Source organism: Streptomyces sp. NPDC002888, from assembly GCF_042888465.1.
GTDB lineage: Bacteria > Actinomycetota > Actinomycetes > Streptomycetales > Streptomycetaceae > Streptomyces.
Map to the genome: position 1 here is coordinate 12,381 of NZ_JBIAPU010000053.1, position 20,955 is coordinate 33,335.

Here is a 20,955-nt window from a genome sequence, read left to right on the forward strand (position 1 = left end):
TCGGCCAGGGCGATGAGGTGACCGGGGCTCGTTCCTCCTGGGGCTCCTCCGGCTGTTCCGGCGTGGGACGTAAGCAGCTGCGGTGCCGGGCGACGCACTTCTCGGCGGCTTCGCCCAGGTTGTGCCAGAGATGCCACCGGTCGGCGACCTGGAGGGCCTGCGGGGCGCCGCGGGTCGCACCCTCGGCAAAGAAGGGAGCCCGGTCACGGCAGACGATCCAACTCCGGTAGCACTTCGTTCACGGCGAAGGACTGTCGACCACACCACCATCCAGCCGGGCGATTTTCAGGCGAACTCACCCTCCATCACACGAAGATCAACAGTCACCCTGCGTACGCGACCACGAGAAGTGGACCAGAGCCGACTTCGGGAGGCACTGCGGCCTTCCTCCCGGACCGAGTGCGGCCGGCGCTCGTCGCTCCTCCAGATTGTTCGCCACCACAGTCGTCACTGAACGTTGCTGTTTTGTTGCTGTACGTGATGGGAAGATTCACGCTCGTCCGCAGGGAAAACGAACAGAGGAGATCGCATGCCCGAAGCGATGGGGCCCGCATCCGTGAAGGTGGGCACGTTGACGCTTCAGCACAAGGACGGAGTTTCTGTTCTGACCGTCACCGGCGGGACCATCTTCCCGACGGGTCGCGATCCTGGACGAGGCCGGTAACGCGGTGGGGCTGTACACGGCCAGGCCCGTCAAGGCGGCCGTAAGCAGCCGCAAGGCCAGCAGCGCAGCCCAGGAGTACGTGACCAAGGCGGGACTCCCGCCGTACACGCCGGTCGCGCGCATCCTGGAAGGCGGGGAGAACGAAGTCTTCGAGGACTTCTTCGACTGACCGCAGGACGGCCGCCCGAGGCGACCGGAGGCGGCCGTCCATTTGCCTCCAGCATGCAGTCCCTCGCGGACGGCGCCGCGGCGACGGGCAAGTACCACAGTGCTGTCGAAACTCGTGAACATCACCCGACCGTGGATCTGGGTGCCTCCCAAACCCGTGAACATCTGACGGCACTACTCACGCATAAAGCCAGGGAGTCCTCAGCCGTACCCCGCCGGCAAGCTTCGGGTACGACCTCCAGGGCTCCCCTTTTGCATGCGGGGACCACGATGGCCAAGCAGAAGACCGCATGGTGTTAGCCGCCGCCCCCTGCGAAGAGGTCTACGAATGAACTGCTGCGCAGCTACTTCGGAAATCTCAGGGCGCATCCTGCACCCGTCCGTCACGGGAAAGCCAATCCGGTACCCCCAGGGAATCAAACAGTCGGCGCCACCGGGCCCCGAACGGCCGGTTCAGCGAAATCATCCGGCGGCGGGATGGCTGGCGGCAGGCGCCCGCGCTTGAGGTGCTGCGGGCGTACGAGGGCCGGGCGGTGCTCGCCGTGCCGGGCACGGACACGGTGATCCCGCCCGCGGTGACCGAGGCCGTACAGGAAGCGCTGACCGCGCGCGCCCAGTACACGCGGTTCGACCTTCCGGACGCACAGCACCGGCTGGGAGTGTGGTTCCGCGATCACGGCGACGACCGGCGGGAGTTCGCGGAGGCGGTGCTGACCGGCCTCGACGACCGTGGCTGGACGGCCACGCGTGCGTGGGTGGCCAAGCAGCTCGGCAACGGCCGCTCGGTCGCCGACTCCCGCCTGCTGTCCGATGGTTGGAGCTCCCAGATGCGCCGGCTCACGTTCGACGACAGCACGGCCCTGATGCAATGGACCTTCGTGAAGCCGTTCTTCCACCACCACGGGCCCGGGCTGCTGGCCCGCGAGGCGTCCGTTCTGGCGCTGCTCGCCGGGCAGGAGGGCATCCCAGCGCCCGGGTTCGTCGCTGTGGACGCCACGGCCCAACACTGCGACCACCCGACCCTGTTGATGTCCGCGTTGTCCGGCCGCGTCCGCGTGGACGAGGAGGACCTCGACCGTCGCCTGGACCTGCTCGCGGCCCAGCTCGTCCGCGTCCACGACGTTGTACCGGACGAAAGACCGCGCACGTACCAGGCGTGGACGTCCCCGGAGCGCGTCCGCACCCCGGACGGTTCTCTGTGGGAGCGGGCCGTGAACGTGATCCGCCGCGATCCGCCGCCGTACGAAGGGCGCTTTCTACACCGCGATTTCCACCCCGGGAACGTGCTTTTCACGGGGGCCGGGCAGGGGCTGCGGATCACCGGTGTCGTGGACTGGGTCGAGACCTCGTGGGGACCTGCCGACCTGGACGTGGCGCACTGCTCGACCGCGCTCGCGCTGCTGCACGGGCCGGCGTACGGGCTGGACTTCCCCGAACGGTACGAGGCACACGGCGGCCGGGACCTCGCCGACGACCCCGACCACCTGTACTGGCGGCTGCTCGACGCCCTGCACTACTGCCCCGACGCGGCGAAGCTGGCCGGGCCGTGGCGTGAACTGGGCGGGACGATCTGACGTCCGAGGTGCTGGGAGAACGGCTGGAGGCGTACGTGGACGGATTGCTGCAGCGGTACGGCTGACCGGACCTGGAACACTCGTCTGACACCGACCCGAGGAGGCGTACGCATTGGCCGCCGTGGTGCTCGTTCATGGCCTGTATCACCGTCCCGAACACTTCGCCCTGGTGACAGAACGCTTGAGGACCACAGGAACCGAGGTCGTCGTTCCGGAGCTCCACCGGGGCTCATTGTCCGCTGACACAGCCACGGTCCAGGCTGTGATCGACTCGCTACCGGAGCCACCGACCGTGCTCGGTCACTCCTACGGAGGGTCAGTGATCACTGGGCTGCGCGGGCTGCGAGACCTGGTCTATCTGGCGGCCTTCGTGCCGGATGTCGGCGAGAGCGCGGCCGGGCTGGGTGGCGCGTCCCCGCAGCTCCAAGACGCGATCAACCCTGAGCCCGACGGCTCGACCAGCCTGCACCCCGACCGGGCTGCCGACACCCTCTACGGCGACTGTCCCGAGCCTCTCGCCGCCTGGGCGGCTGGCCTCCTGCGTGCGCAAGCCCCCGGCTGCGGGCGAGGGATCCCAGAGCGCCACAGCTGGAAGCATGCTCCCTCCACCTACGTTGTTTGCGCGCAGGACCGGGCCATCGACCCGGCCCTGCAGCGGAAGATGGCCTCGCGCTGCACCGACGTGCGCGAGTGGCAGACGGGCCACTCCCCGTTCGTAGGACAGCCCGACCTCATCGTTGAACTCCTGCAGGAACTGCTCGCCGCCAACACGCCGGGCCGGCCCGATGAAGGAGTCAGAAGCTGTGTCGGAGCCGGTGATCTGTGACGTTCTGTAACGGAGGGGCTGTAGCTGAAGATGCCTGTTGCCGAGCGGCGGGTCCTGGCCTGAGTCGCTGGGTACGCTCCTTCAGTCCTTGGTCGAGAGGAGTTGCTGAGTGGCCCGGTTACGTGGACCCGTTCTGTCTACCCAGAGGCTTGTGATGGAGCCGATCCGCCGAGGGGACAGCGAGGATCTCTTCGAGGCTGTGGTCAGTCAGGACAGCGTCATGCGATGGCTGGCGACCGGCCGGGCGGACAGTCGGTCTGCGGCCGAGGCCATGTGCGACGATCACGTTGCCCACTGGGCTAGACACGGCTACGGCGACTTCGCCGTCAGGGATGCCGCAACGCACGCGTTTCTCGGCCGGGTGGGACTGCGAAATCGGCCCCAGTACGGAGTCGACCTCGGTTTCGCCCTGCACCCACGGGCCCAAGGCCGTGGGATCGCCGGCGAAGCGGGCCGTGCGTGCCTGGACCTGGCGTTTCGCCGCCTCTCGCTCCCTGCCGTTTTCGCGTTCGTCCTGCCCGACAATGCGGCCTCGATCGCGGTACTGCGCCGTCTGGGCGCCCAGACGGACGGGACTGTCCAGTCCAGTGGCCTGCATTGCCTGCGCTACCGGTTTGGCCCCGCCCACACAGCCGCTGCGGAGCATATGGTCGACGACGGTTGTACGGACCTCCAGCTGATCCATGCGCTGGGCCCCGGTTCCCCGGATGACAAAGCCGCACTCCGCGATGGCCTGCCCGACCCCTTCGGGGTGAACGGGCTCGGCCCGGTGTGGGCTGACAAACAGCACACCCTCACGGCTGTCTCCGAAGGCCGATCGGTTGCTTCCGTGGGATGGCTGCTGCGGGACATGGCCTTCGACGGATCTCCGCGTCGCACCGCGGGGCTGGGCGGTGTGCTGGTGCACCCCGCCTATCGAGACCAGGGCATCGCCCGGACCGTGATCAGTGTGGCGGTCGAACACGCACGAGCAGCCGGTGCCGAGACGATGATTCTGCTCTGCCACCCGGACCTGGTCCCGCTCTACACGCAGCTGGGATGGAGCCGACTCTCCGTGCCCGTCACCTTCCAGCAGCCCGACAGCGCTCGGACCTTGCCAGTGACCACCATGATCCACGACCTAGTCGGCCTGCCTCATCCCACCGTCAGTGTGGACCTGCGGGGCCTGCCCTTCTGATGCGCTGCGCAGGATTCACTGTGTGATCAGGCTGCATCCAGCCGGTTCGGGATCCGCCAGACGCCGGACTTCCTGATGGTGACGTCGTGGTTGCGCTTGAGGTACATGGCGATCTTCTCGGGGCCGCAGTGGTAGTTCTGTCGCAGGTAGATGATCTTCCCGACGATCTCGACGTGCGTTGCGTTGAGGCTGTGCTCGGGCGCCTTGGAACGGGCCCGCAGGCCCTCGACTCCCTCGGCCTGATAGCGCCGGTACCAGGTGTAGTACGGGGCACCCGCCCCGGAAGCTGCGGTGCTCATTGATCACGACCGGATACGTGCCCTAGCACAACGGCCTCCACGGACCTCTGTGAGGAGCCTGTCCTGTAGCACCGAAGAGTGAGCCGTCTCACCGAAGTTTGGTCGCCGGGATTCCGTCTCATCAGATATTGAGTGCCGCGACCAGCCGGCCGGGGCTCGCCTTACGAGCCGACGATGGCGCGCAGGGCGGCCAGGTGCGCCTGGTAGGCGTCGCGGCCCCGGCTGGTGAGCCGAAGCCAGACGCGTTGGCGAGTGTCGCGGACGGCCTTGCGCTGCTCGACGTAGTCGGCGTCCATCAGCACGGTGACGTGCTTGCTCAGCACGGAGGCGGAGACATTGAGCTCTCGCTGGACGATGGCGAACTCGGCTTCGCCTGCGGTGTCGAGCAGGGCGCAGATGCGCAGCCGGTTGGGGGCGTGGATGGTGATGTCGAAGCCATCCATGGGGTCGGCGGGGTCGGGGCTCACGAGTTCTTCCGGTGCAGACGGATGAAGGTGAGGTGGAAGGCGATCGATACCGCGGCGCCTACGGCAGAGGCGGCGAACAGCCACACCGGCTCGCCGGTGGCGCGAAAAGCGATCACCGATCCCACCAGGAGCGCGGGCAATGCGACGGCCATCGGAACGGTGGCACGCTTGGGCAGCACGTCCAGGCGCAGTGCGACGCCCGTCTTCTTCTTCCAGGAGCTGGCCGCGGCGGCGAAGAGTGCCAGGTAAGTGGCGGTCATCACCGCCATGACGACAGCCCAGGCGACCTTGGGCAGCAGCCACTCGGAAGCCGCCACCAGGCCTCCGTAGACCGGCGGGATGGCAGCTATGTACAGCGTGAGCGCGGTGGTGAACCACAGCGGCCACGGGGTAGCGGACAGGGCGGTGGTAGAGGCGTGGATCTGCTCGGTGTCGGCCAGTGCGTCGCGAGCCTGCTGCGGTGTCGGTCGGATGACGTCCCCGTTGGTTTCCATGATGGAAAGACTAGTGGAGTGTTTCCAGTGCGGCAAGACTCAAATTTCCGCAATGGAAAGTCTGGTGCCGTCCTCGCACGGGTCACCGTGCGCCGTCGGGGCAAAGGGGTCTCGCCCTGCAGGCGGAGAAGCCTGCCCTGCTCTCGTGTACTTCGTCGCCCTCGCCTGGTCCGCCCAGAAGGCCGCCGGTCCCACCGAAGTCGGCCTCGTCATGGCCTCAGGGGCGTTACCACGAGCGTTACTCATGCTCGGCGGGGGCGTGGTGGCCGACCGGTTCGACCCCCGTCGGGTGATACTCGGCAGTGACGCACTGCGCTGCCTCGTCATCCTGGTCGTGGCTGCTGACATCGAGCTGACAGCGCCGCCCGTTCCTGCTCCCGCACCGGCACCGTTTCGAACAGCCCCCACTGCGGCACCCCCGCCGCAGGCCGGGCCCCGACCACGGCGAAGTCGGCAGCCGCGCACAGATGGCCGGCCAGGAGCGAAGTGACGGTTCCGTCCTCGGCAACCAGCCGTACGACAGAGCCGTCCATGGCCACCACCTGCCACATGCGGCCTTCGAAGACCACGTGCCCCCGACAGCGACCACAGGCCGTCCCGCAGCACGTCCCATCACGCCTCCCCGCCGGCGGCACCGGCACGGCCGGCCAATCCGGCCAGGGCCCGCTCGTGCAGAGGCCTGGACAGCGGCACGGTCAGGCGCCCGGACCACAGGGCGTGGAACACCGCCGGCCATACCGCGGCCGGATCACCTGCCGCGTGGACGCCTTCGATCAGCGGCCGCGGCTGCCTGAAGGCGCTCTCGACCGCGGTGATCCGTTCCGGCCCGCCGGCATTGCGCGGGTGCCGGTAGCCGGCCAGCCACCGCACATTGGCCGCCAGGACCCGGTCGACGGGTGCCAGCCGCCGGTACGTCCAGCCCACCTCCGCGCACACCGCACCCACCCAATGCGCGGTCAGGAGCGCCCGCTTTCCGCCCCCCGCCGGCGACCGCGGGGCAGTCGACCAGGAGTGCCGTTCCGTCGGTGTACCGGGCGAGGAGCTGCGGCACCCAGGACCGCACCATGCCCGTCTTGTCGCGCCACACCACACGTACCGGCCGCCCGGCCAGGCCGATGACCCTGGGGTCGCGATCGAGCAGCATCAGCTGGGACAGCATGGCCGCAGACCCGTGCACCACATGCCGCCCGGTGGTGGCCGACCACCACCAGCCAGGTGCCCACCGCTTCCCCGGGATCACGGGAAAAGCCGCGACCGGCGGCAGTTCCTCGAACGAGACGGATGCGGCGGCCTTCTGCCAGGGAAGCTGCTGCACACAGCCCGACACATCCTTGAACACTGACTCACAACCAGCCCCGGGCCGCCCGCTACGTCTGCGCGACTGCTCACAGCCGCAAGCCAAGTACGTGAACCATGCGCAGAAACACTGGTCGCCAAGGAGCGTCACGCGAACGAAGGGGCCACGTCCCAAGCGCGGGACACGGCCAGCACCTGTCTGCTACAGCCGGAGCGAGACCAGGGGAGACATCGCGGCAGCAAGGCTCCAGCAGCCCTCAAACCGCACCCGTGCCGCGGCGCGCTCCCACCGCTCCTGCTCCAGGCCGCCGGCCATGTCGAACACTGCCTCGAAGTCGGACAGCTCTGGTCCCGCCGGCACACGCGTGCGTTGATCAGCCATGACGGCCAGCCAAGTTGGTGAGAAAGCCGCAGATAGAGCGATACGGCCGGGATGCCACCCGTGCGAGTGCAGCCCCTGGCATCGTCGGGCGACGACTCAGCCGGTCGCGCCAGCGGGTTCGGACACCATTCGACCGGGCCGATGCCACGCTGCGGCAGCTCGCCCGCTATTGGGAGACGTTTAGGCAGAAGGACGACCCCGAGAAATCCGCGGCCGTCGCCGCGATCGAGGACGTCCTGAACGCGGGGCGCCAGGCCCGCATGGCTTCATCGGTGTAAGGCGAGAACGGTTGATGCCGAGTTCGGGCAACAGATGTTGATCAAGCGGGTCCACAATGTCGTCGAGTTCCCAGAACGCCGCCCCGGCGGCGTGTCGTGGTGTGACGAAGACCGATAGATGGCCCGAGAGCCCCGGCCAATCGAAGCTGCCTGTGCGCAAGTTGCGGCAGGCAGGTTGCCATCATGGCTTGAACCTCACGCGGCGTGAGGATGCATCGTGGCTGCATGACCTCTTCTGCAACCTGGAAAGTAGGCCGACTCGCGGAGGCCAGCGGACTGACCGTGCGCACGCTGCACCACTGGGACACCATCGGCCTGCTCAGCCCCTCACAGCGCACCACGGGAGGACACAGGGAATACACCGAGGACGACCTCGTTCGCCTCTATCAGGTGCTGGCGCTGCGTAGTCTGGCTGGCGCTGGATACCATCGCCGTCTGTCTCGATGCTGGTGTCGATCCGACACGGCTGGTCCGTGATCACTTGGCGGGTGTAGAGGCGTCCATAGCCGCGCTCGGTGTCCTGCGAGAGCGGCTCGTGCGACTCGGTGAGGAGCTGTCAGCTGACCAGGCTCCGGCGGCCACGGCTCTGCTAGATGCGCTGCAGGCGATCGGCGGCACCGGTCCGGAGAGCGAGCACACGCTGGGCCGCCACCTGGATGCCGACGAGATACAGGTCCTGCAGACTCGTGCCGCCGCCCTGGGGCCCGCGATGCGTTACCTGCTCGAAGTCGAGTGGCCCGAGTTGTACCGGAGAGCCGAAAGACTCCGTGGGGCAGGTACTCCTGCCACTGATCAGAAGGTCCGCCGGCTGGTGGCCCGCATGGATGAGCTCAGCGCGTTGTTCACCGGCGGCGATGCCGGTATCTCGGCCGGTGTGAGGGCTGCCTGGCACGACGATCCAGCCGCCATGTCGGGAGACCTCGGCGCTCCGGCCGACGACTGGCGAGAGCTGGCTGAGTACCTGGACCGCGCTCGCCACAGCCCCGCCTGACCCGAGCCCGATGTGGTCACCCCGTCGTCCTCATGTGCCCAAGGAGTCTGGTTATGAGCCGTCGAACCCGCGTGCGTATCGCCCTGACCGCAACGGTCCCCACTCTCATCGCCCTTCCCGTCATCTGCCTCTTGGCCGCGGTCGGCGCGGTGCCGTGGGCCCTTCTTCTTGCCCTGCCGGGGCGCTCGTGGTCCAGGCCGCTGTCAACTTCTCCCGCCTGAATCTGAGGCTGTCGAAGGCCCGCTCCGGCCGCCCGAACTCCGAGTGAGCAGATGTAGTCTCCCGCAGTTCGCCTCAACTGCCTTCGTTTAGAGCAGTTCAAGGGTTCTCAGCCCTCAGCCCCGGGACTGCTGTCCGGCTCGGGCACGGGTGGTGGCGAGGCGGTCGACGATGGCCGCGCAGAGGCGGGGGTCGGTGAAGGTCTTGGTCCAGCCGGAGAAGGACTCGTTGGAGGCGATGGCGACGCTGTTCTTCTCCTCGCGTTCGGTCAGCACCTGGAAAAGGAGTTCGGCGCCGCGCCGGTCGAGCTCCATGTGTTGGGTCGGGGACGGGACGCCGTGCTCCGTTTCCGGTGCCGGTTTTCCCGTCCCCGCCCGCCGAACCGGACGTGCCCGTTGGCCGGGCATCCGGCTCTCCACGTGATCCGCTGGATCAGGCGAGGTATTCGCTGACCTGGCCGACGAAGGCCACATCGTCGTGGTTCGTCCGGCGGAAGCGTGCTCCATCGGGATCGACCTCGTCGATGTTGTAAGGCGTGCTGATCTGCGCTCCACGAAACGTGTATCGCTGGACCTTCATCTTCGCCGGGTTGTAGAGGACGACTCCGCCCTCGGTGATGCGGTCCGCCCCGTAGTAGCGGCGCCGCAGCTGTTTCCAGGTTAGATGGGGGCGCTTGTAGCGGATCCAGAGAAGTAGCCTCCACCACGCGTACCAGCCGAGGTAGGAGAACGTTCTCTTGGATGCGCCGTAGCGGAAATAGGCAGCCCAGCCCCGAAGGACCGGGTTCACCGACCGCAGCACCTCCTCCAACGAGAGCGATGTCGTACTTCGCCCCGTCAGTTTCTTGATCTTGTGCATCACCGACGCCAAGGCGGGCTTGGACGGAATGGTGAGCACGACGCGACGACCGTCGCACCAGGGCCTTCGCTGGATGTGGAAGCCCAGGAAGACGAAGCCGTCGTCGATGTGGGTGATGTGGGTCTTCTCAACCGAGAGGGTCATCTTCAGCCTGCGGGCCAGCAGTTCACCAATCTCCGCCTTGAGCGTTTCGGCCTCGGACCTGGTGCCGTGCACCAGCACGACGAAGTCGTCGGCGTATCGCACCAGTCGGTAGTTCGGCAGTCCCTTGCGGCGTCGGGCTTGCCTCTGCCATCCGGGACTCATCTCGGTGTTCCAGATCCGCGAGAAATGCCGGTCCAGAACGGAGAGATAGATGTTGGCCAGCAGCGGTGAGGCGACTCCTCCTTGCGGAGTTCCCGTGAGGGTCTCCGCGAATCCACCGTGCAGCTCGACGACTCCGGCCCGCAGAAACGCGCTGACCAGCCGCAAGACCTTGCGGTCCTTGATGCGCTCGGCCACCAGGTCCATCAGGACGTGATGGTCGACGTTGTCGAAGCAAGCCTTGATATCGCCCTCGATGACCCAGTCGTAGGTCGACGGCTTGCGGGTGAGGCGGTGGATCTCGGCGATGGCATCCTGGGCTCGACGACCAGGCCGATACCCGTAACTGGACGGGTAGAAATCGGCCTCGAAAATCGGCTCCAGGACCAGCTTGAGGGCCATCTGCGCGACGCGGTCCCGCAGGGTCGGGATGCCCAGGTAACGGACCTTGCCGTTCTTCTTGGGAATCACCGCCTGCTTGACCGGCAGCGCAGTGAAGGACCCGTCCTTGAGCGAGGAGCGAAGCTCCTCCAGAAACGGGATCACTCCATGGCGTTCCTCGATGTGGTAGCGGGTGACCGCGTCCACGCCTGCTGTCCTGGCACCCCGGTTGCCGGACACCCGTTCCCAGGCCACTACCAAAGTGGCCCGGTCGCAGATCAAGTTGAATACATCATCGAACCGGCGTTCCGGCTCGTTCCTTGCCCATCGGTGCAGCTTGATCTGATGATCGAGTACCCGTCGCCCGGCCGTCATACTGCCCGGCCAAAGCGGCGGCGCGTCGTTGTTCAACAACGTTCCTCCCCGACAGCAGCCCCGCTGCTATCACGCTGTCGCCCTTCCCCATGTGACCGGCTTTCCCGGCCTCCGAGTACTACGGCGACTCCGCCACGATCTGGCTTCATCAGCGGGCATTGCGCCTGCCCGACGCCCGGCCGGCTGCCGGACGGGAAGGGCGATGCCAGATCGCTTCCCACGTTCACTGAGGATCTCTGTGACGACGTCGGTGCCCAGCTATACCCCGGCAGCATCGCCACGGACCGCACATCGCAGTCTTGGTCCGGGCCTCCCGAAACCCATGGGATAAAGGCGGCGGGAGAGGAGAGGCCATCGGATAGAGCACTCTCCAGCACTGCAAAGCGGCCCATCCACCAGGTTCGGCAGGCCGCTGACGACTCACGGGACGTCAACCACTGGTTCAGTTTCCTTGCACCCATTCCGTCTTCGCTTGCGGGCACGAACCGTCTGGTGGTGTCGGTCCGCCCCTACGTTGTCGAGGCTGCTTTCCGGCCTTGCCCCCAATCCGGGGTTCAGCCTGCCTCCAGCTTCAACCGGTCCCTGCGAGGACTGGCGGCGGGCCTCTCATCCCGCGAGATCCATCAGCGCCTCGTGGCGCACAGCCGAGTTCGTCTATGCAGAGAAGGCCGACGCGGCCTGTCAGTTACCTGCCTAACTTGATCTTTAACCTCGGCATTTCGTGACGGCTCGCCAGTTCAACGGGTGGGCCGTTTGGAATTGTCGGGCTGGTGATGGGCAGGCTGAGGGCCCGGCTGTCGCGTCGGGTGGGCGCCGGGTTCCACGGCTCCGGCGGGATGGTGCTGCTCGCAGGGACGGGAGAGTGCTGGTCAGCCAGCGTTCGCGAGGGTGTCGAGACGGGCCAGGGCTTCCGTGATCAGGTGGGTCCAGGGCCAGTGCTTCGCGAGGCGGAGGATGTGTCGTCGGCCGGTGGTGACGAGCTGGGCGGCGGTAGACGGGCCGGTACTCAGCCCCTCGGCTGGGTGACCTTCGGGGCGTTAGCAGTGGGCAAAGGCTGCGGGCATGGCCTTTCGCAGGACGGGGGCGGGACCTGGGAGCGTGGGAGAGGGCGGGTAGACGGTCCTGCCCTCCTTGATGGTCTCCACGACGGTGATGTCCTTGATCTTCCGCTCGGGGATCGTGAGCGGGTTGTGGCTGAGGATCACGAAGTCGGCGAGCTTGCCGACCTCGATGCTGCCCTTGGTGTCCTCTTCGAAGTACTGGCGGGCGGCGTTGATGGTGATGGACTTCACCGCGTCCAGGGCCGACACGCACTGGTCCGGGCCCAGGACGCTTCCTGAGGTGCGGGTGACACGGGTGACCTGGCTGGACAGGATGGCGATCGAGTTGGGCAGGGCGACGGGGGCGTCGTGGTGTGAGGTGTAGGCCATGCCGCGATCCACGGCCCACCGGGCCGGCGAGATGTCGACAGCGCGTTCGGGGCCGAGCACGGTCTTGCGGTACCAGTCGCCCCAGTAGTAGGTGTGCATGGAGAAGAACGACGGGATGATCCCGAGTTCCCGAAACACCTCGATCTGGTCCTCGCGGGCCGTCTGGCAGTGGATCGCCGTCGTACGCCGGTCCTGTCCGGCTTCTTTGGTGGCCGTGCGTACGCACTGGATGAGCTGGTCGATGGCGGCGTCGCCGTTCACATGCGCGATGACTTGCCAATTGTTGGCGAAACCCGCCTGGACCTGCGCCAGGGCGTCCTTGTCCGACAGGGCCGCATAGCCGCGGTACTTCTCATCCTTGCCGTCGGGCGGGGTGAGGTAGGGCTCGGTGAGCCAGGCGGTGCGCCCCTGGGGCGAGCCGTCCAGAATCAGCTTCACCCCGGCCGCGCGCAGGCCCTTGCTGTACTTTCGGCTGGCCAGGACCGTCTCAGGAGATTTCATGGCCTGGTCGGCCTTGACGTAGACGACCACGTCGGTGGGCAGGCCGGCGGGGTAGGCGTCAGCGACCTGTCGCATGAGGCCCAGGACCTCCAGGCTCGCTGCCCCCTCCTGCACGGTTGTGAAACCGAAGCTCGCCGCGGACAGGAGGCCCATGGGCAGGAACTGCGCGCTGTCGATGGGGTCCATCCCGGCGATGGCCAGGTCGGCAGCGGGGTTGAACGCGGTCTCTTCCAGCACCCCGTTCGGCTCTCCGTACGGGGGCCCGGTTTCCGTCCCGCGCTCCAGCCTCCGCCGGATCACCCCGCCCTCCGGGTCCGGTGTCATGGCGGTGTACTTGAGCCGTTCCAGCCCCAGGCTGTTGACCGCTCCCAGATGGAAGGACTGGTGGATCGCCAGCACGGGCTTCTCGGTGGACACCGCGTCCAGGTCGTCGCGGGTGGGGTGCTTGCCCTCGGCGAGCATGGAGTCGTCGTAACCGAAACCGATGATCCAGTCCGAGCGTTCCCCCACCTCACTCTCGGCGAACTCGCGCAGCTTGTTCTGGAGGGACGCGATGTCGGTGACGTCGCCGTCGGGAGCGGCCAGGAGATTGGCGATCGTGGCTTGCAGGCCGGTACCGGTGACGTGGCCGTGCGCATCGATGAAGCCCGGCAGCAAAGCCTGGTCGGGCAGCAGGGCGTGCATCCGTGTGTCCGGCCCCCGCCACTCGGCCTGCGCTTGGGCCAGGCTGCCGACGAAGACGATCCGGCCGTCCTTGACCGCCACTGCCTCGGGCGCTGCCGACTTGTCGTCGGTGACCGTCACGATGGAACCGCCGGAGAAGATGATGTCGGCATCTCCAGACCGCGTTCCCGGCGAGATTTCCTGGGACATCACACACCACCTGTTCTCCCGTGAATGATCAACCTTCGTTACGAAGGGTAATCAACTGCATGCAAAACATGACGGACCGACGCCGCCAGTAGCAGGATGAAGTCGCATCGCCGCGCCCCGGGCGCTACCTGAGCTACTCGTTGACAGAGCCGCGAACCCGACCCGTGAGACGACCGTCGCGAGGTGGGGTATCAGGCGGATCAGGTCATCTGAGACTTGCGCCATGGCCTTGGTCACGAGAACGGGTTCTGGCTCAACTTCTGTGGAACGGTGCAGTGCGCGCTCGTATCGGCGCCAGACCAACCTGCCGGTTCCCCGCGTTCGGTAGCCCGATTCGCCGAGCGTCGGCCCGTCACCACAGAAGTTGAGCCAGAGTCAGAGCCCGAGAACGGGCAGCACCTGTTCACCACTTCGGGAGGCGCCGCGCTCGGCGGTTGTTCGATTCTCAGGGCCGTGGGAGTGGGTGCCCGGCGTGGTTCGGTGACGACGTGGAAGGTCCTCAGCGGCGAGTTCAGGGGCATTGTGATCGGCGGGCGGGCAGATCACTCGACTACTTTCAGTAGTCATCGCCTCAGGGCTCCGAGCCCCCGGTCAGAGGGAGATGCGATGTCAACGAGGACGGAAGCGGACCGGTGGGAGTCGGTCGGCCCCTACAGTTCGGCTGCGACGGTGGAGTGCCTGTCCGGGCCCGACGGGGATCGCCTGATCCTGGCTTCCTCCCCCGCCACCGCAGGTGGCTTCTGGAGTGAGAACAGCGGCGACACCTGGCAGCCCGTCAAGCCGCCCACCCGCTACCCGGTGGGCACCTGTCTCGTCGGAAGCCACGCGAACCCGCGGCGGTGGTGGCTGTCCACCGCCGCCCTGCCCGGGGCGCACGAGAGCGGCATCTTCCGCACCGACGACAAGGGCGCGTCCTGGGAGCGGCTCGACGTCGAAGTGCCGGAGGGCGTCGAGTCGATCTCCGCGCACAGGGAGGGGCAGGTCCTGGTGGCCCTCACGGCGACCGGCGACACGTACGTGAGCCGGGACGGAGGCGACACCTGGAAGGCCGAGGACCTCATGGCGGGTCGTGCCGTCTCCAAGCTCGCCTTCCTGGGAGACGACCTCATCTTCCAGGCCCAGCGGGATGACAGGGCTCTCTACGCCGTCCGCGATGCCGCCGGTGAGCCACAGTCCCCTGCGCTCCTTGAGTTCCTGAAGGACGGACAGACCCTGTTCTCGTGGGACGGAGCCGGCCACACGATCGGGGCGGTCGCCCTGGGCCCCGGAGGCGGACTGGTTATCAGCCGGGACGCCGGCGACACGTGGGCCGATCCCCAGCAGGATCTTTACGGAGGCACCGCGGTGGTGAGCACCTCCAGGGAGGGTGACCAGATCCTGCACCAGTCCGACCACGTCACCCAGCTCGACACCGGTGACGGCTCCTTCCACAAGGTCCAGCGGCCGGCGGACACCGTGGCCGACTTCTGCCCTCTGCCCGAGGGTGGCTGGCTCGCCGCCGATTCTGTCCACGGCCTCTACTCCACGACGGACTGGAGGAACTTCAAACGCGTCGGCGTTCCAGCGTCCGTCGTCACGGCGCTGGCCGCTGCCGAGGGAGCCGTCCTGGCAGGGACCGAGGCGGGCGTGCTCCGTGCCCCCGTGCCTGTCGCCGGGCCCGACTGGGAGTCACCCGGTGGGCTGTTCGCCAGCGGGAACCACGTCGTCGACCTGGACGTATGGGCGGACGACCGGTCGTTGGTGTGGCGGACCCGGAGGATCGGCCTGAAGTGCGCGGCCGAGCGCAGCCTGGACGCGGGCCTGACGTGGCAGGAGCGGGGATCGTGGCCGGAAGCCATCTTCGCCGTCCACATCCACCCGCAGGACCCGGACCGCGTCATGCACAGCTTCGGCTACGTGCACGACGGTGCGGAGGTCCTCGGGGTACGGACGACGAACGACGGTGGTGTCTCCTGGGTGGAGCACGGCCACGGCCGCTACTACCTCGATCTCGTGGCCGACCCGGGCAACCCCGACGGCGTCTGGATGGCCTCCTCCACCAACGGCCTCTACTACTCGGGTGACTTCGGCGAGACCTGGGAGGCCAAGACCGCCGACGAAGCCAGCGCCGTTCACTTCGCAGGCAGTCGCTTGCTGATCGGGGGCGAAGCCATCCGCTACAGCGACGACGGCGGCACCACGTTCCATGCCGCGCGCATCGAGGACGCTGATGATCCCCTGCGCGTCGTCGCGTTCGCCCAGCACGACGGCGTCCTGTTCGCCGCCACGGCCAGTGTGTGGTACCAGGGGGACCCGGCGGGGATCACAGTCGGCCGAGGCGTCCTGCGCTCCCGCGACAACGGCCGGACGTGGCACGACGCCTCCGGCGGCCTGCCCCTCCTCGACGTGCGCGCCCTGGCGATCGATCCCGCGGAGCCGTGCTTGTACGCCGGCCTGCGCGGCGGCAGCGTGCACCGGCTGGCCCTGTAGCGGCAGCACTGTCGGCGCATAGGGTTTCCCTACCCTCGTTCCTCGAACGGTACGGAAACCCGGCCACACCCATGACGGTGCAGCATCTCGTGCCGCCCCAGCAGTTCGATTTCTGCCAGCTCACCAGGTGCCTCCCGAAGTAGTGAACAGGTGCTGTCCGTTCTCGGGTTCTGGCTCAACTTCTGTGGAACGGTGCCGTGCGCGCTCGTATCGGCGCCGGACCAACCTGCCGGTTCCCCGCGTTCGGTAGCCCGATGCGCCGAGCGTCGGCCCGTCACCACAGAAGTTGAGCCAGAGCCCGTTCTCGTGAACAAGGCCAGCGGGGGAGCCCATGAGGGCGGACAGGGTGTTCAGATCAGGCGTGGAGTTGGACGGGGTAGCCCATGTCGTCGATGCCTCGGAGCACGCTGATGGCGAGCATGACCGCAGTTGCGGCGTTGACCGGGGTGTACTGCGTGATCGCGGCTGCGCGAGCCGTGGCGTGCCGGTTGAAGTGCTCAGGGACCGGGGCTGGCGGCCAGAACGGCTCCAGCGCCGTCGGGAACGGTTGCGGATTGTGGGGTCGTCGTCCTTCACGGCCGGGAGGTTCTCCAGGAGCTTGGCTAGCCCGGCCACTGGCCGTTGGGCCTGAGCCAGCCGGGGGTGGCGAAGGACAGGCCGCGGATGAGGGTGTCCCCCACGTCGGCAGCCAGGGCCTGTGTCGTCGCCCAGTCTTTCTGAGTGTTGCTGTGGCTACGAGCAGGGGCTTCTCAGTTTTGTGAGTCGTCTTCGTGGTGGCCGGGACGCTCGGAGTGTGGGGCTGAGCGCGGCGGTGGCTTCTGACCTGCGTGTATGTGGTGTGTGCAGGTTGATCGGGCGCAGTGCAGTTTTCCTGGGTCGCTACTTGAGGTGTCGGTGGTGTCAGGGGTCCTGAGGCCTTGCCTCTGGGACTGCGGTGTGGCGGCTAGAACCCGGGGCCAGGGTCGCCGCCGCGGTGTTGGCAATCGGTCGCGGCGTCGAGCCAGTCGTCTGCTGGTTCGATGGCTTGCTCGCGCTCAGGTCCGGAGTCGACCTTTCCGTCGGCGGGGCGGGCTTCGTCGGCGATGTCGCGGGCCCGCTGGCACGGATCTGATGATGGGCTGGACAGCTCAGCGAGACCGCCGATGACGCTGAACGAGAGGGCGATGACCGCCGCCGCGGCCATCATCAGGCCTGTGCTCCGGTCCTGTATGAGGCGCCGCAAGTGGCGCTGCCAGCGGAAGTACGGGATGCGGTCACGGCTGTTCACAGTGCTCCCCGTCGAAATGGCTGAGGCATGGATTCTGCCGAAAGTACCTGCTGAATCGGACGTCAGGCGGCGTCCGGGTTGGTGAGATTCTCTTTGGTGAGGGTGACGCGGGTGGCTTTGCCGGCTTTGCTGGCGGTGGTGGTGGGTGGCAGGACGCGGACGTGGATGAAGTAGACGCGGACCCCGGAGATTTCGGTGTACGAAGGCCATGTGCCGGGGGTGCCGTCGGTGGGCAGTTCGAGGAGTTTGTCGGTGATGTTGTAGATGACGAGGTAGGCGGTGTGCTGCCCGTAGTCGTGGGCGTACTTGATGATCTGGTGCACGCCTTTGACGAGGTAGCTCTTGCCGCGGCCCTGTCCGTCGAAGATCTTGCCGTCGCAGACCAGGGGGTCGCGGCCGTCGAGGTCGCCGATGAGGTCGGCTTCGCCGGAGGCTGAGCGTGGTTTGGCGTGGGTGATGTGGTCGCCCTCGAGGAAGAGGAAGCGCTGCAGGTCGAGGTTGTAGACCTCTTCGCCGTTGGCGCGGTCGGCTTCGAAGCGCGCGTACAGCTCCTGGCGGTCGAACCATTCGATGCGGGTCCGGTAGCGCTCGAGGGTGTGCAGGATGCTGCTCTCGGCGCCGACGCGTTCGCTGAGGAAGTCGAACAGGGGCTGCAGGATGTCTTCGGTGAACTCCCGCCAACTGTCTTGGGGGCGCCCGCTGATGCTGTAGCCGATAGCGGTCTGCCACCCGATCTCGGGATTGTCCGCTTCCTGGTCAGCAATGTCCTGCATCAGTTCCCAGATGAGGGTGGCTCGCCCTTGTTCGGTTCGGCTGGGCCAGACGAACCGGCCGCTGCGGGTCAGGCCGGTGCGGAACCGTTCCCGGTCGAGGCCTGGTTCTGCTTGGGACGCCTCTTCGAGGAGGCCTGTGAGGGCGGGTTGGCTGTTGATCCAGGTGACGGCGAGGTGGACTTCGTGGCCGGCGCTGGAGAAGGGGGCGGTCATGAGTTTGCGGAGGCGTTCGCGTACGGAGACTTGGAGTCGCTGCTGGTACTTCACCGGAAGAGGCCTTTCAGAGCTTGTGCGACCTGCTGCTGGACGGCGTCGCCGGCGTTCTGCGCGCTGCCGGTCTCATCGACCAGCCAGACCTGGGTGTAGCAGCAGGGGCAGGTCACGGCGGTCTGGGCCACGACCTCCGAGTAGCGGACCCACATCAGGTAGCCGCAGGCAGGGCAGGCCGTCTCGAGGTCCGCGCTGAGGAACTGTGTCGCGAGGGATTCGCCCATGGCGGGATTGTTCCGCATGGGTCTGACAGTGGCGGTGTTGTCGGTTCTATCCGGGGTGGATGCCGATGGTGGTGAGGAGGTGTTGCTGCTGGGGGTGGAGGGTGGTCCAGCGGGTGCGTTGCCTGTCGGTCCATCGCTGGAGGGCGGGGGAGTATGGCTGGCCGGTGTGGTGGTGCGACTTGGCTTGTTGGTAGGTGCGTTGCCAGATGCTGGGCCAGGGTGGGTTCCACCAGGGGTCGAGGGTGTCGAGTGCGTGGTTGGTGGTGGGGGAGAGGCGGCCTTGGCGGGCTGCGCGGCGTTTTTGTACGAGCCAGTCGCCCAGGGTGAAACCGTCGTGGCGGGTGTCTTTGGTGCAGGAGAGGTGGCCGTTCAGGGCGGCGTAGGCGCGGGCGTGGGCGAGGCCTGGGCTTATGGGGTAGACGCGGCTGGTCCGGCGGCGTGCGGCGGCTTCGGGGGTGATGTCCAGGTCGGTCAGGAGTTGTTGCTGTTGGGGGCGTAGGTGGGGCCAGGCGGCGTGTTGTGCTCTGATCCAGGTGCGTACGTCGGCCGGGACACCGTGGGGGCGGGTTTGTGTGGTGCGGGCGCGGGTGCAGGCGCGCTGCCAGGCCAAATCCCAGGGCGGGTTCCACCACGGGTCGATCGCGGTCAGGGCCTGGTGGCGGGCGCTGGGGGTGGTCTCGCGTCGGGCCTGTTGGCGTTGGTCGTTGAGCCAGCGGTGCCGAGGGGGAAGCCGTCGTGGACGGTGGAGTAGGCCACGGCCAGGGTGTGGTGGGTGTCGGCGTAGGCGCGGGCGTGGGCGAGGGCGGTCTCGGCGTAGGGGTTGAGGGGCCGGGTGCGGGCGCTGTCGCGGGTCAGACCGATGTCGGCTAGGAGGCGCTGCTGGTCGGGGTGGAGGTCGTCGTAGTGGTTGCGTTGTGCGCGTAGCCAGGTGCGTTGGTCGGGGGCGAAGCTGCGGAAGTGGTGGTCGGCGTCGAGCCGGTGGCCGGCCTTGATCTGGTCGTGGATCTGCTGCCAGGCGCGCTGGCACGCCAGGCTCCAGGGCGGGCACCACCAGGGATCGACCGCCGACAGGGCCTTCGTCGGGGCGGATGGAGGTGTGCCGCGGTGGGCGTGGTCGCGGGCGTGCTGGCGTTGCCGGCGCAGCCACCGCCCGAGCTGGAAGCCGTCGTGGACGGTGTCGACTGCGGCGGCGAGGGTGCCGTGGACGGCGTGGTAGGAGCGTGCGTAGCCCAGGGCGGTGGCGAAGTCGGCCTCGCTTTCGGCGGGCCGGGCGGCGGCACTTCGGGCCTGGTCCGCGGTGATTCCGATGCAGGCGAGCAGGCCGTGTTGATCGGGCAGGAGCGTGTCGTACTGGGCGCACTGGGTGGTCAGCCACGTGGCGAGCGCGCTGCTGGTGCCGGGGAATCCGGCGGCGGGATCCAGGACGTGGCCGTCTTGGACGTGGGTGCGTGCCTGGTGCCAGGAGCGCTGCCATTCCAGCGTCCAGGGCGGGTTCCACCAGGGGTCGATCGCCGACAGGGCCAGCGCGCGAGGCGTGGGGACATGTGGCGTAGCTGACGTGGTTGCTTATTGATCTTGGTTGTGGCCTGGTGTTGCTCAGCTGTGCTGAGCGGTGGGTCTGTTCCGTGGGTGGGGTTTCACGCGGAGTCGAGTGTCTGGCGCCGGGGGATTCGTGGGCTGAGCTGGCTGTTTGGTGCTGCGCAGTGAGCTGAGTGGGGCAGCAGTTCTTGCTCAGTGTGGTTGGCGCGCCTATAGGTACCGGTGCCGGCCGGTCTTGTGAGGGCTGGGGCGGCAAGGGGTGTGGGCCGTTCAGCGGGTGGTGAGGCGTTGCCAGAGCAGGTCGTGGTCGGCGGGTGCGAGGCGGGGCAGTTGGAGGCGGCCGGCGAGGTGGTGGAGGAAGGCGGTCTGCTGGGTGCGTGTCAGGGGGTGTGGGGGCAGGCGGTCGAGGGTTGTGGCGAGGGTGAGGGTCTCGGGGTAGGTGATCAGGTTCCGGCAGGTCAAGGTGAGGGAGGCCGGGCCTGGGGTGAGGTGGGGGTTGGCGGCGCGGAGCCGGTGTAGGCGTGTGTGCCAGCGGGTGTGGAGGTGCTGGTGGTGGTCGTACCAGCGCGTGGTGATCGTTGTTGACCAGCTCAGAGACGCCGCGGTGGGCGGGCGGCGGGTGGTGAGGCGGGAATGGGTGAGTTCGGGGGCGGAGCGGATGTCGAGGGGGGTGCGCTGTCTGGGGTCGCTGGCGGCCTGTTGGTGGCGGGTGCAGATGAGGGCCCGGGGCAGGTCGGGTGCCGGGTGGATCCAGGCGGGGACGGCTTGATGGGGGCTGCGGCGGATGATGCAGGCGGTGCACACGGGCAGCGGCTGCATCGCGGGCTGGACGGGCTGCCAGCGGGCGGTGGCGGCGT

At 67.6% G+C, this 20,955-nt stretch carries 20 protein-coding genes and 4 pseudogenes; 8 read left to right on the top strand and 16 right to left on the bottom strand.

Annotated elements, in window-relative coordinates; all coding sequences use genetic code 11:
• Window positions 1-668: 668 nt before the first annotated feature.
• From ACFYWX_RS46735 to ACFYWX_RS46750, 4 genes and pseudogenes are all read left to right on the top strand, one after another.
• Window positions 669-833 (top strand): hypothetical protein, encoded by a 165-nt coding sequence (locus ACFYWX_RS46735; RefSeq protein WP_389431637.1) that lies wholly within the window; start codon window positions 669-671, stop codon window positions 831-833.
• A 442-nt stretch (window positions 834-1,275) separates the two neighbouring features.
• Window positions 1,276-2,471 (top strand): annotated as a pseudogene (locus ACFYWX_RS46740) (phosphotransferase family protein); the annotation flags it as partial.
• Window positions 2,472-2,518: 47 nt separating this feature from the next.
• Complete coding sequence (locus ACFYWX_RS46745) at window positions 2,519-3,232, top strand: alpha/beta hydrolase (RefSeq protein ID WP_389431638.1); 714 nt, start codon at window positions 2,519-2,521, stop codon at window positions 3,230-3,232.
• Window positions 3,233-3,386: 154 nt separating this feature from the next.
• Window positions 3,387-4,409, top strand: a complete 1,023-nt coding sequence (locus ACFYWX_RS46750) for a GNAT family N-acetyltransferase (protein ID WP_389431661.1) — start codon at window positions 3,387-3,389, stop codon at window positions 4,407-4,409.
• A gap of 26 nt (window positions 4,410-4,435) precedes the next feature.
• On the opposite strand, the gene ACFYWX_RS46755 is transcribed toward ACFYWX_RS46750, so the two are convergent.
• From ACFYWX_RS46755 to ACFYWX_RS46765, 3 genes are all read right to left on the bottom strand, one after another.
• A complete protein-coding gene (locus tag ACFYWX_RS46755; protein WP_389431639.1) occupies window positions 4,436-4,708 on the bottom strand; it encodes a helix-turn-helix domain-containing protein in 273 nt (90 codons plus the stop codon).
• A 161-nt stretch (window positions 4,709-4,869) separates the two neighbouring features.
• A complete protein-coding gene (locus ACFYWX_RS46760) occupies window positions 4,870-5,175 on the bottom strand; it encodes a transcriptional regulator (protein ID WP_389431640.1) in 306 nt (101 codons plus the stop codon).
• Complete coding sequence (locus tag ACFYWX_RS46765; protein WP_389431641.1) at window positions 5,172-5,669, bottom strand: hypothetical protein; 498 nt, start codon at window positions 5,667-5,669, stop codon at window positions 5,172-5,174. The genes ACFYWX_RS46760 and ACFYWX_RS46765 overlap by 4 nt, the downstream gene beginning before the upstream one ends.
• A gap of 145 nt (window positions 5,670-5,814) precedes the next feature.
• Here ACFYWX_RS46765 and ACFYWX_RS46770 point away from each other — a divergent pair.
• Window positions 5,815-6,033: pseudogene (locus ACFYWX_RS46770) on the top strand (MFS transporter); the annotation flags it as partial.
• Here ACFYWX_RS46770 and ACFYWX_RS46775 read toward each other — a convergent pair.
• The 4 genes and pseudogenes from ACFYWX_RS46775 to ACFYWX_RS46790 all read right to left on the bottom strand — a co-directional run bounded on the left by ACFYWX_RS46775 (window position 5,993) and on the right by ACFYWX_RS46790 (window position 7,347).
• Window positions 5,993-6,202 (bottom strand): hypothetical protein, encoded by a 210-nt coding sequence (locus tag ACFYWX_RS46775; RefSeq protein ID WP_389431663.1) that lies wholly within the window; start codon window positions 6,200-6,202, stop codon window positions 5,993-5,995. The pseudogene ACFYWX_RS46770 and the gene ACFYWX_RS46775 sit on opposite strands and share 41 nt — an antisense overlap.
• 79 nt (window positions 6,203-6,281) lie before the next feature.
• Window positions 6,282-6,605 carry a TnsA-like heteromeric transposase endonuclease subunit gene (locus ACFYWX_RS46780; protein ID WP_389431642.1) on the bottom strand — a complete coding sequence of 108 codons (324 nt, stop codon included), beginning with the start codon at window positions 6,603-6,605 and terminating at the stop codon, window positions 6,282-6,284.
• Between the two features lie 109 nt (window positions 6,606-6,714).
• Window positions 6,715-7,116 (bottom strand): annotated as a pseudogene (locus ACFYWX_RS46785) (hypothetical protein); the annotation flags it as partial.
• A gap of 51 nt (window positions 7,117-7,167) precedes the next feature.
• On the bottom strand, window positions 7,168-7,347 hold the full coding sequence (locus ACFYWX_RS46790) for a hypothetical protein (RefSeq protein WP_389431643.1): 180 nt from the start codon (window positions 7,345-7,347) through the stop codon (window positions 7,168-7,170).
• Window positions 7,348-7,850: 503 nt separating this feature from the next.
• On the opposite strand from ACFYWX_RS46790, the gene ACFYWX_RS46795 reads away from it, so the two are divergent.
• Window positions 7,851-8,102, top strand: coding sequence for a MerR family transcriptional regulator (locus tag ACFYWX_RS46795; RefSeq protein WP_389431644.1), 252 nt, complete (start codon window positions 7,851-7,853; stop codon window positions 8,100-8,102).
• Window positions 8,103-8,106: 4 nt separating this feature from the next.
• A complete protein-coding gene (locus ACFYWX_RS46800; protein ID WP_389431645.1) occupies window positions 8,107-8,616 on the top strand; it encodes a hypothetical protein in 510 nt (169 codons plus the stop codon).
• A 335-nt stretch (window positions 8,617-8,951) separates the two neighbouring features.
• Here ACFYWX_RS46800 and ACFYWX_RS46805 read toward each other — a convergent pair.
• The 3 genes and pseudogenes from ACFYWX_RS46805 to ACFYWX_RS46815 form a co-directional block, all read right to left on the bottom strand.
• Window positions 8,952-9,152, bottom strand: a pseudogene (locus ACFYWX_RS46805) (ATP-binding protein); the annotation flags it as partial.
• Window positions 9,153-9,267: 115 nt separating this feature from the next.
• Window positions 9,268-10,788, bottom strand: a complete 1,521-nt coding sequence (ltrA, locus tag ACFYWX_RS46810; protein ID WP_389431646.1) for a group II intron reverse transcriptase/maturase — start codon at window positions 10,786-10,788, stop codon at window positions 9,268-9,270.
• Between the two features lie 1,001 nt (window positions 10,789-11,789).
• A complete protein-coding gene (locus tag ACFYWX_RS46815) occupies window positions 11,790-13,556 on the bottom strand; it encodes an amidohydrolase (RefSeq protein WP_389431647.1) in 1,767 nt (588 codons plus the stop codon).
• Between the two features lie 606 nt (window positions 13,557-14,162).
• On the opposite strand from ACFYWX_RS46815, the gene ACFYWX_RS46820 reads away from it, so the two are divergent.
• On the top strand, window positions 14,163-16,025 hold the full coding sequence (locus ACFYWX_RS46820; RefSeq protein WP_389431648.1) for a WD40/YVTN/BNR-like repeat-containing protein: 1,863 nt from the start codon (window positions 14,163-14,165) through the stop codon (window positions 16,023-16,025).
• Between the two features lie 943 nt (window positions 16,026-16,968).
• Here ACFYWX_RS46820 and ACFYWX_RS46825 read toward each other — a convergent pair.
• The 6 genes from ACFYWX_RS46825 to ACFYWX_RS46850 form a co-directional block, all read right to left on the bottom strand.
• On the bottom strand, window positions 16,969-17,292 hold the full coding sequence (locus ACFYWX_RS46825) for a hypothetical protein (protein WP_389431649.1): 324 nt from the start codon (window positions 17,290-17,292) through the stop codon (window positions 16,969-16,971).
• Window positions 17,293-17,354: 62 nt separating this feature from the next.
• Window positions 17,355-18,332 carry a hypothetical protein gene (locus tag ACFYWX_RS46830; protein WP_389431650.1) on the bottom strand — a complete coding sequence of 326 codons (978 nt, stop codon included), beginning with the start codon at window positions 18,330-18,332 and terminating at the stop codon, window positions 17,355-17,357.
• Window positions 18,329-18,577, bottom strand: coding sequence for a hypothetical protein (locus ACFYWX_RS46835; RefSeq protein ID WP_389431651.1), 249 nt, complete (start codon window positions 18,575-18,577; stop codon window positions 18,329-18,331). Before ACFYWX_RS46835 ends, ACFYWX_RS46830 begins: the two co-directional genes overlap by 4 nt.
• A gap of 28 nt (window positions 18,578-18,605) precedes the next feature.
• On the bottom strand, window positions 18,606-19,169 hold the full coding sequence (locus ACFYWX_RS46840) for a helicase associated domain-containing protein (protein WP_389431652.1): 564 nt from the start codon (window positions 19,167-19,169) through the stop codon (window positions 18,606-18,608).
• A gap of 35 nt (window positions 19,170-19,204) precedes the next feature.
• The gene (locus tag ACFYWX_RS46845) at window positions 19,205-20,083 is read right to left on the bottom strand and encodes a helicase associated domain-containing protein (protein ID WP_389431662.1); all 879 of its coding nucleotides are present in this window, start codon (window positions 20,081-20,083) and stop codon (window positions 19,205-19,207) included.
• 285 nt (window positions 20,084-20,368) lie between these two features.
• Window positions 20,369-20,917: a hypothetical protein gene (locus ACFYWX_RS46850; RefSeq protein ID WP_389431653.1), complete on the bottom strand. Its 549-nt coding sequence runs from the start codon at window positions 20,915-20,917 to the stop codon at window positions 20,369-20,371.
• Between the last annotated feature and the right edge of the window lie 38 nt (window positions 20,918-20,955).

What these genes read in the sequence shown, in the direction of transcription:
- ACFYWX_RS46750 (WP_389431661.1), top strand. Translation starts at nt 3,387, where the DNA reads ATGGAGCCGATCCGCCGAGGGGACAGCGAGGATCTCTTCGAGGCTGTG.
- ACFYWX_RS46755 (WP_389431639.1), bottom strand. Translation starts at nt 4,708, where the DNA reads ATGAGCACCGCAGCTTCCGGGGCGGGTGCCCCGTACTACACCTGGTAC.
- ACFYWX_RS46765 (WP_389431641.1), bottom strand. Translation starts at nt 5,669, where the DNA reads ATGGAAACCAACGGGGACGTCATCCGACCGACACCGCAGCAGGCTCGC.
- ACFYWX_RS46775 (WP_389431663.1), bottom strand. Translation starts at nt 6,202, where the DNA reads ATGGACGGCTCTGTCGTACGGCTGGTTGCCGAGGACGGAACCGTCACT.
- ACFYWX_RS46790 (WP_389431643.1), bottom strand. Translation starts at nt 7,347, where the DNA reads ATGGCTGATCAACGCACGCGTGTGCCGGCGGGACCAGAGCTGTCCGAC.
- ACFYWX_RS46795 (WP_389431644.1), top strand. Translation starts at nt 7,851, where the DNA reads ATGACCTCTTCTGCAACCTGGAAAGTAGGCCGACTCGCGGAGGCCAGC.
- ACFYWX_RS46815 (WP_389431647.1), bottom strand. Translation starts at nt 13,556, where the DNA reads ATGTCCCAGGAAATCTCGCCGGGAACGCGGTCTGGAGATGCCGACATC.
- ACFYWX_RS46820 (WP_389431648.1), top strand. Translation starts at nt 14,163, where the DNA reads ATGTCAACGAGGACGGAAGCGGACCGGTGGGAGTCGGTCGGCCCCTAC.
- ACFYWX_RS46835 (WP_389431651.1), bottom strand. Translation starts at nt 18,577, where the DNA reads ATGCGGAACAATCCCGCCATGGGCGAATCCCTCGCGACACAGTTCCTC.
- ACFYWX_RS46850 (WP_389431653.1), bottom strand. Translation starts at nt 20,917, where the DNA reads ATGCAGCCGCTGCCCGTGTGCACCGCCTGCATCATCCGCCGCAGCCCC.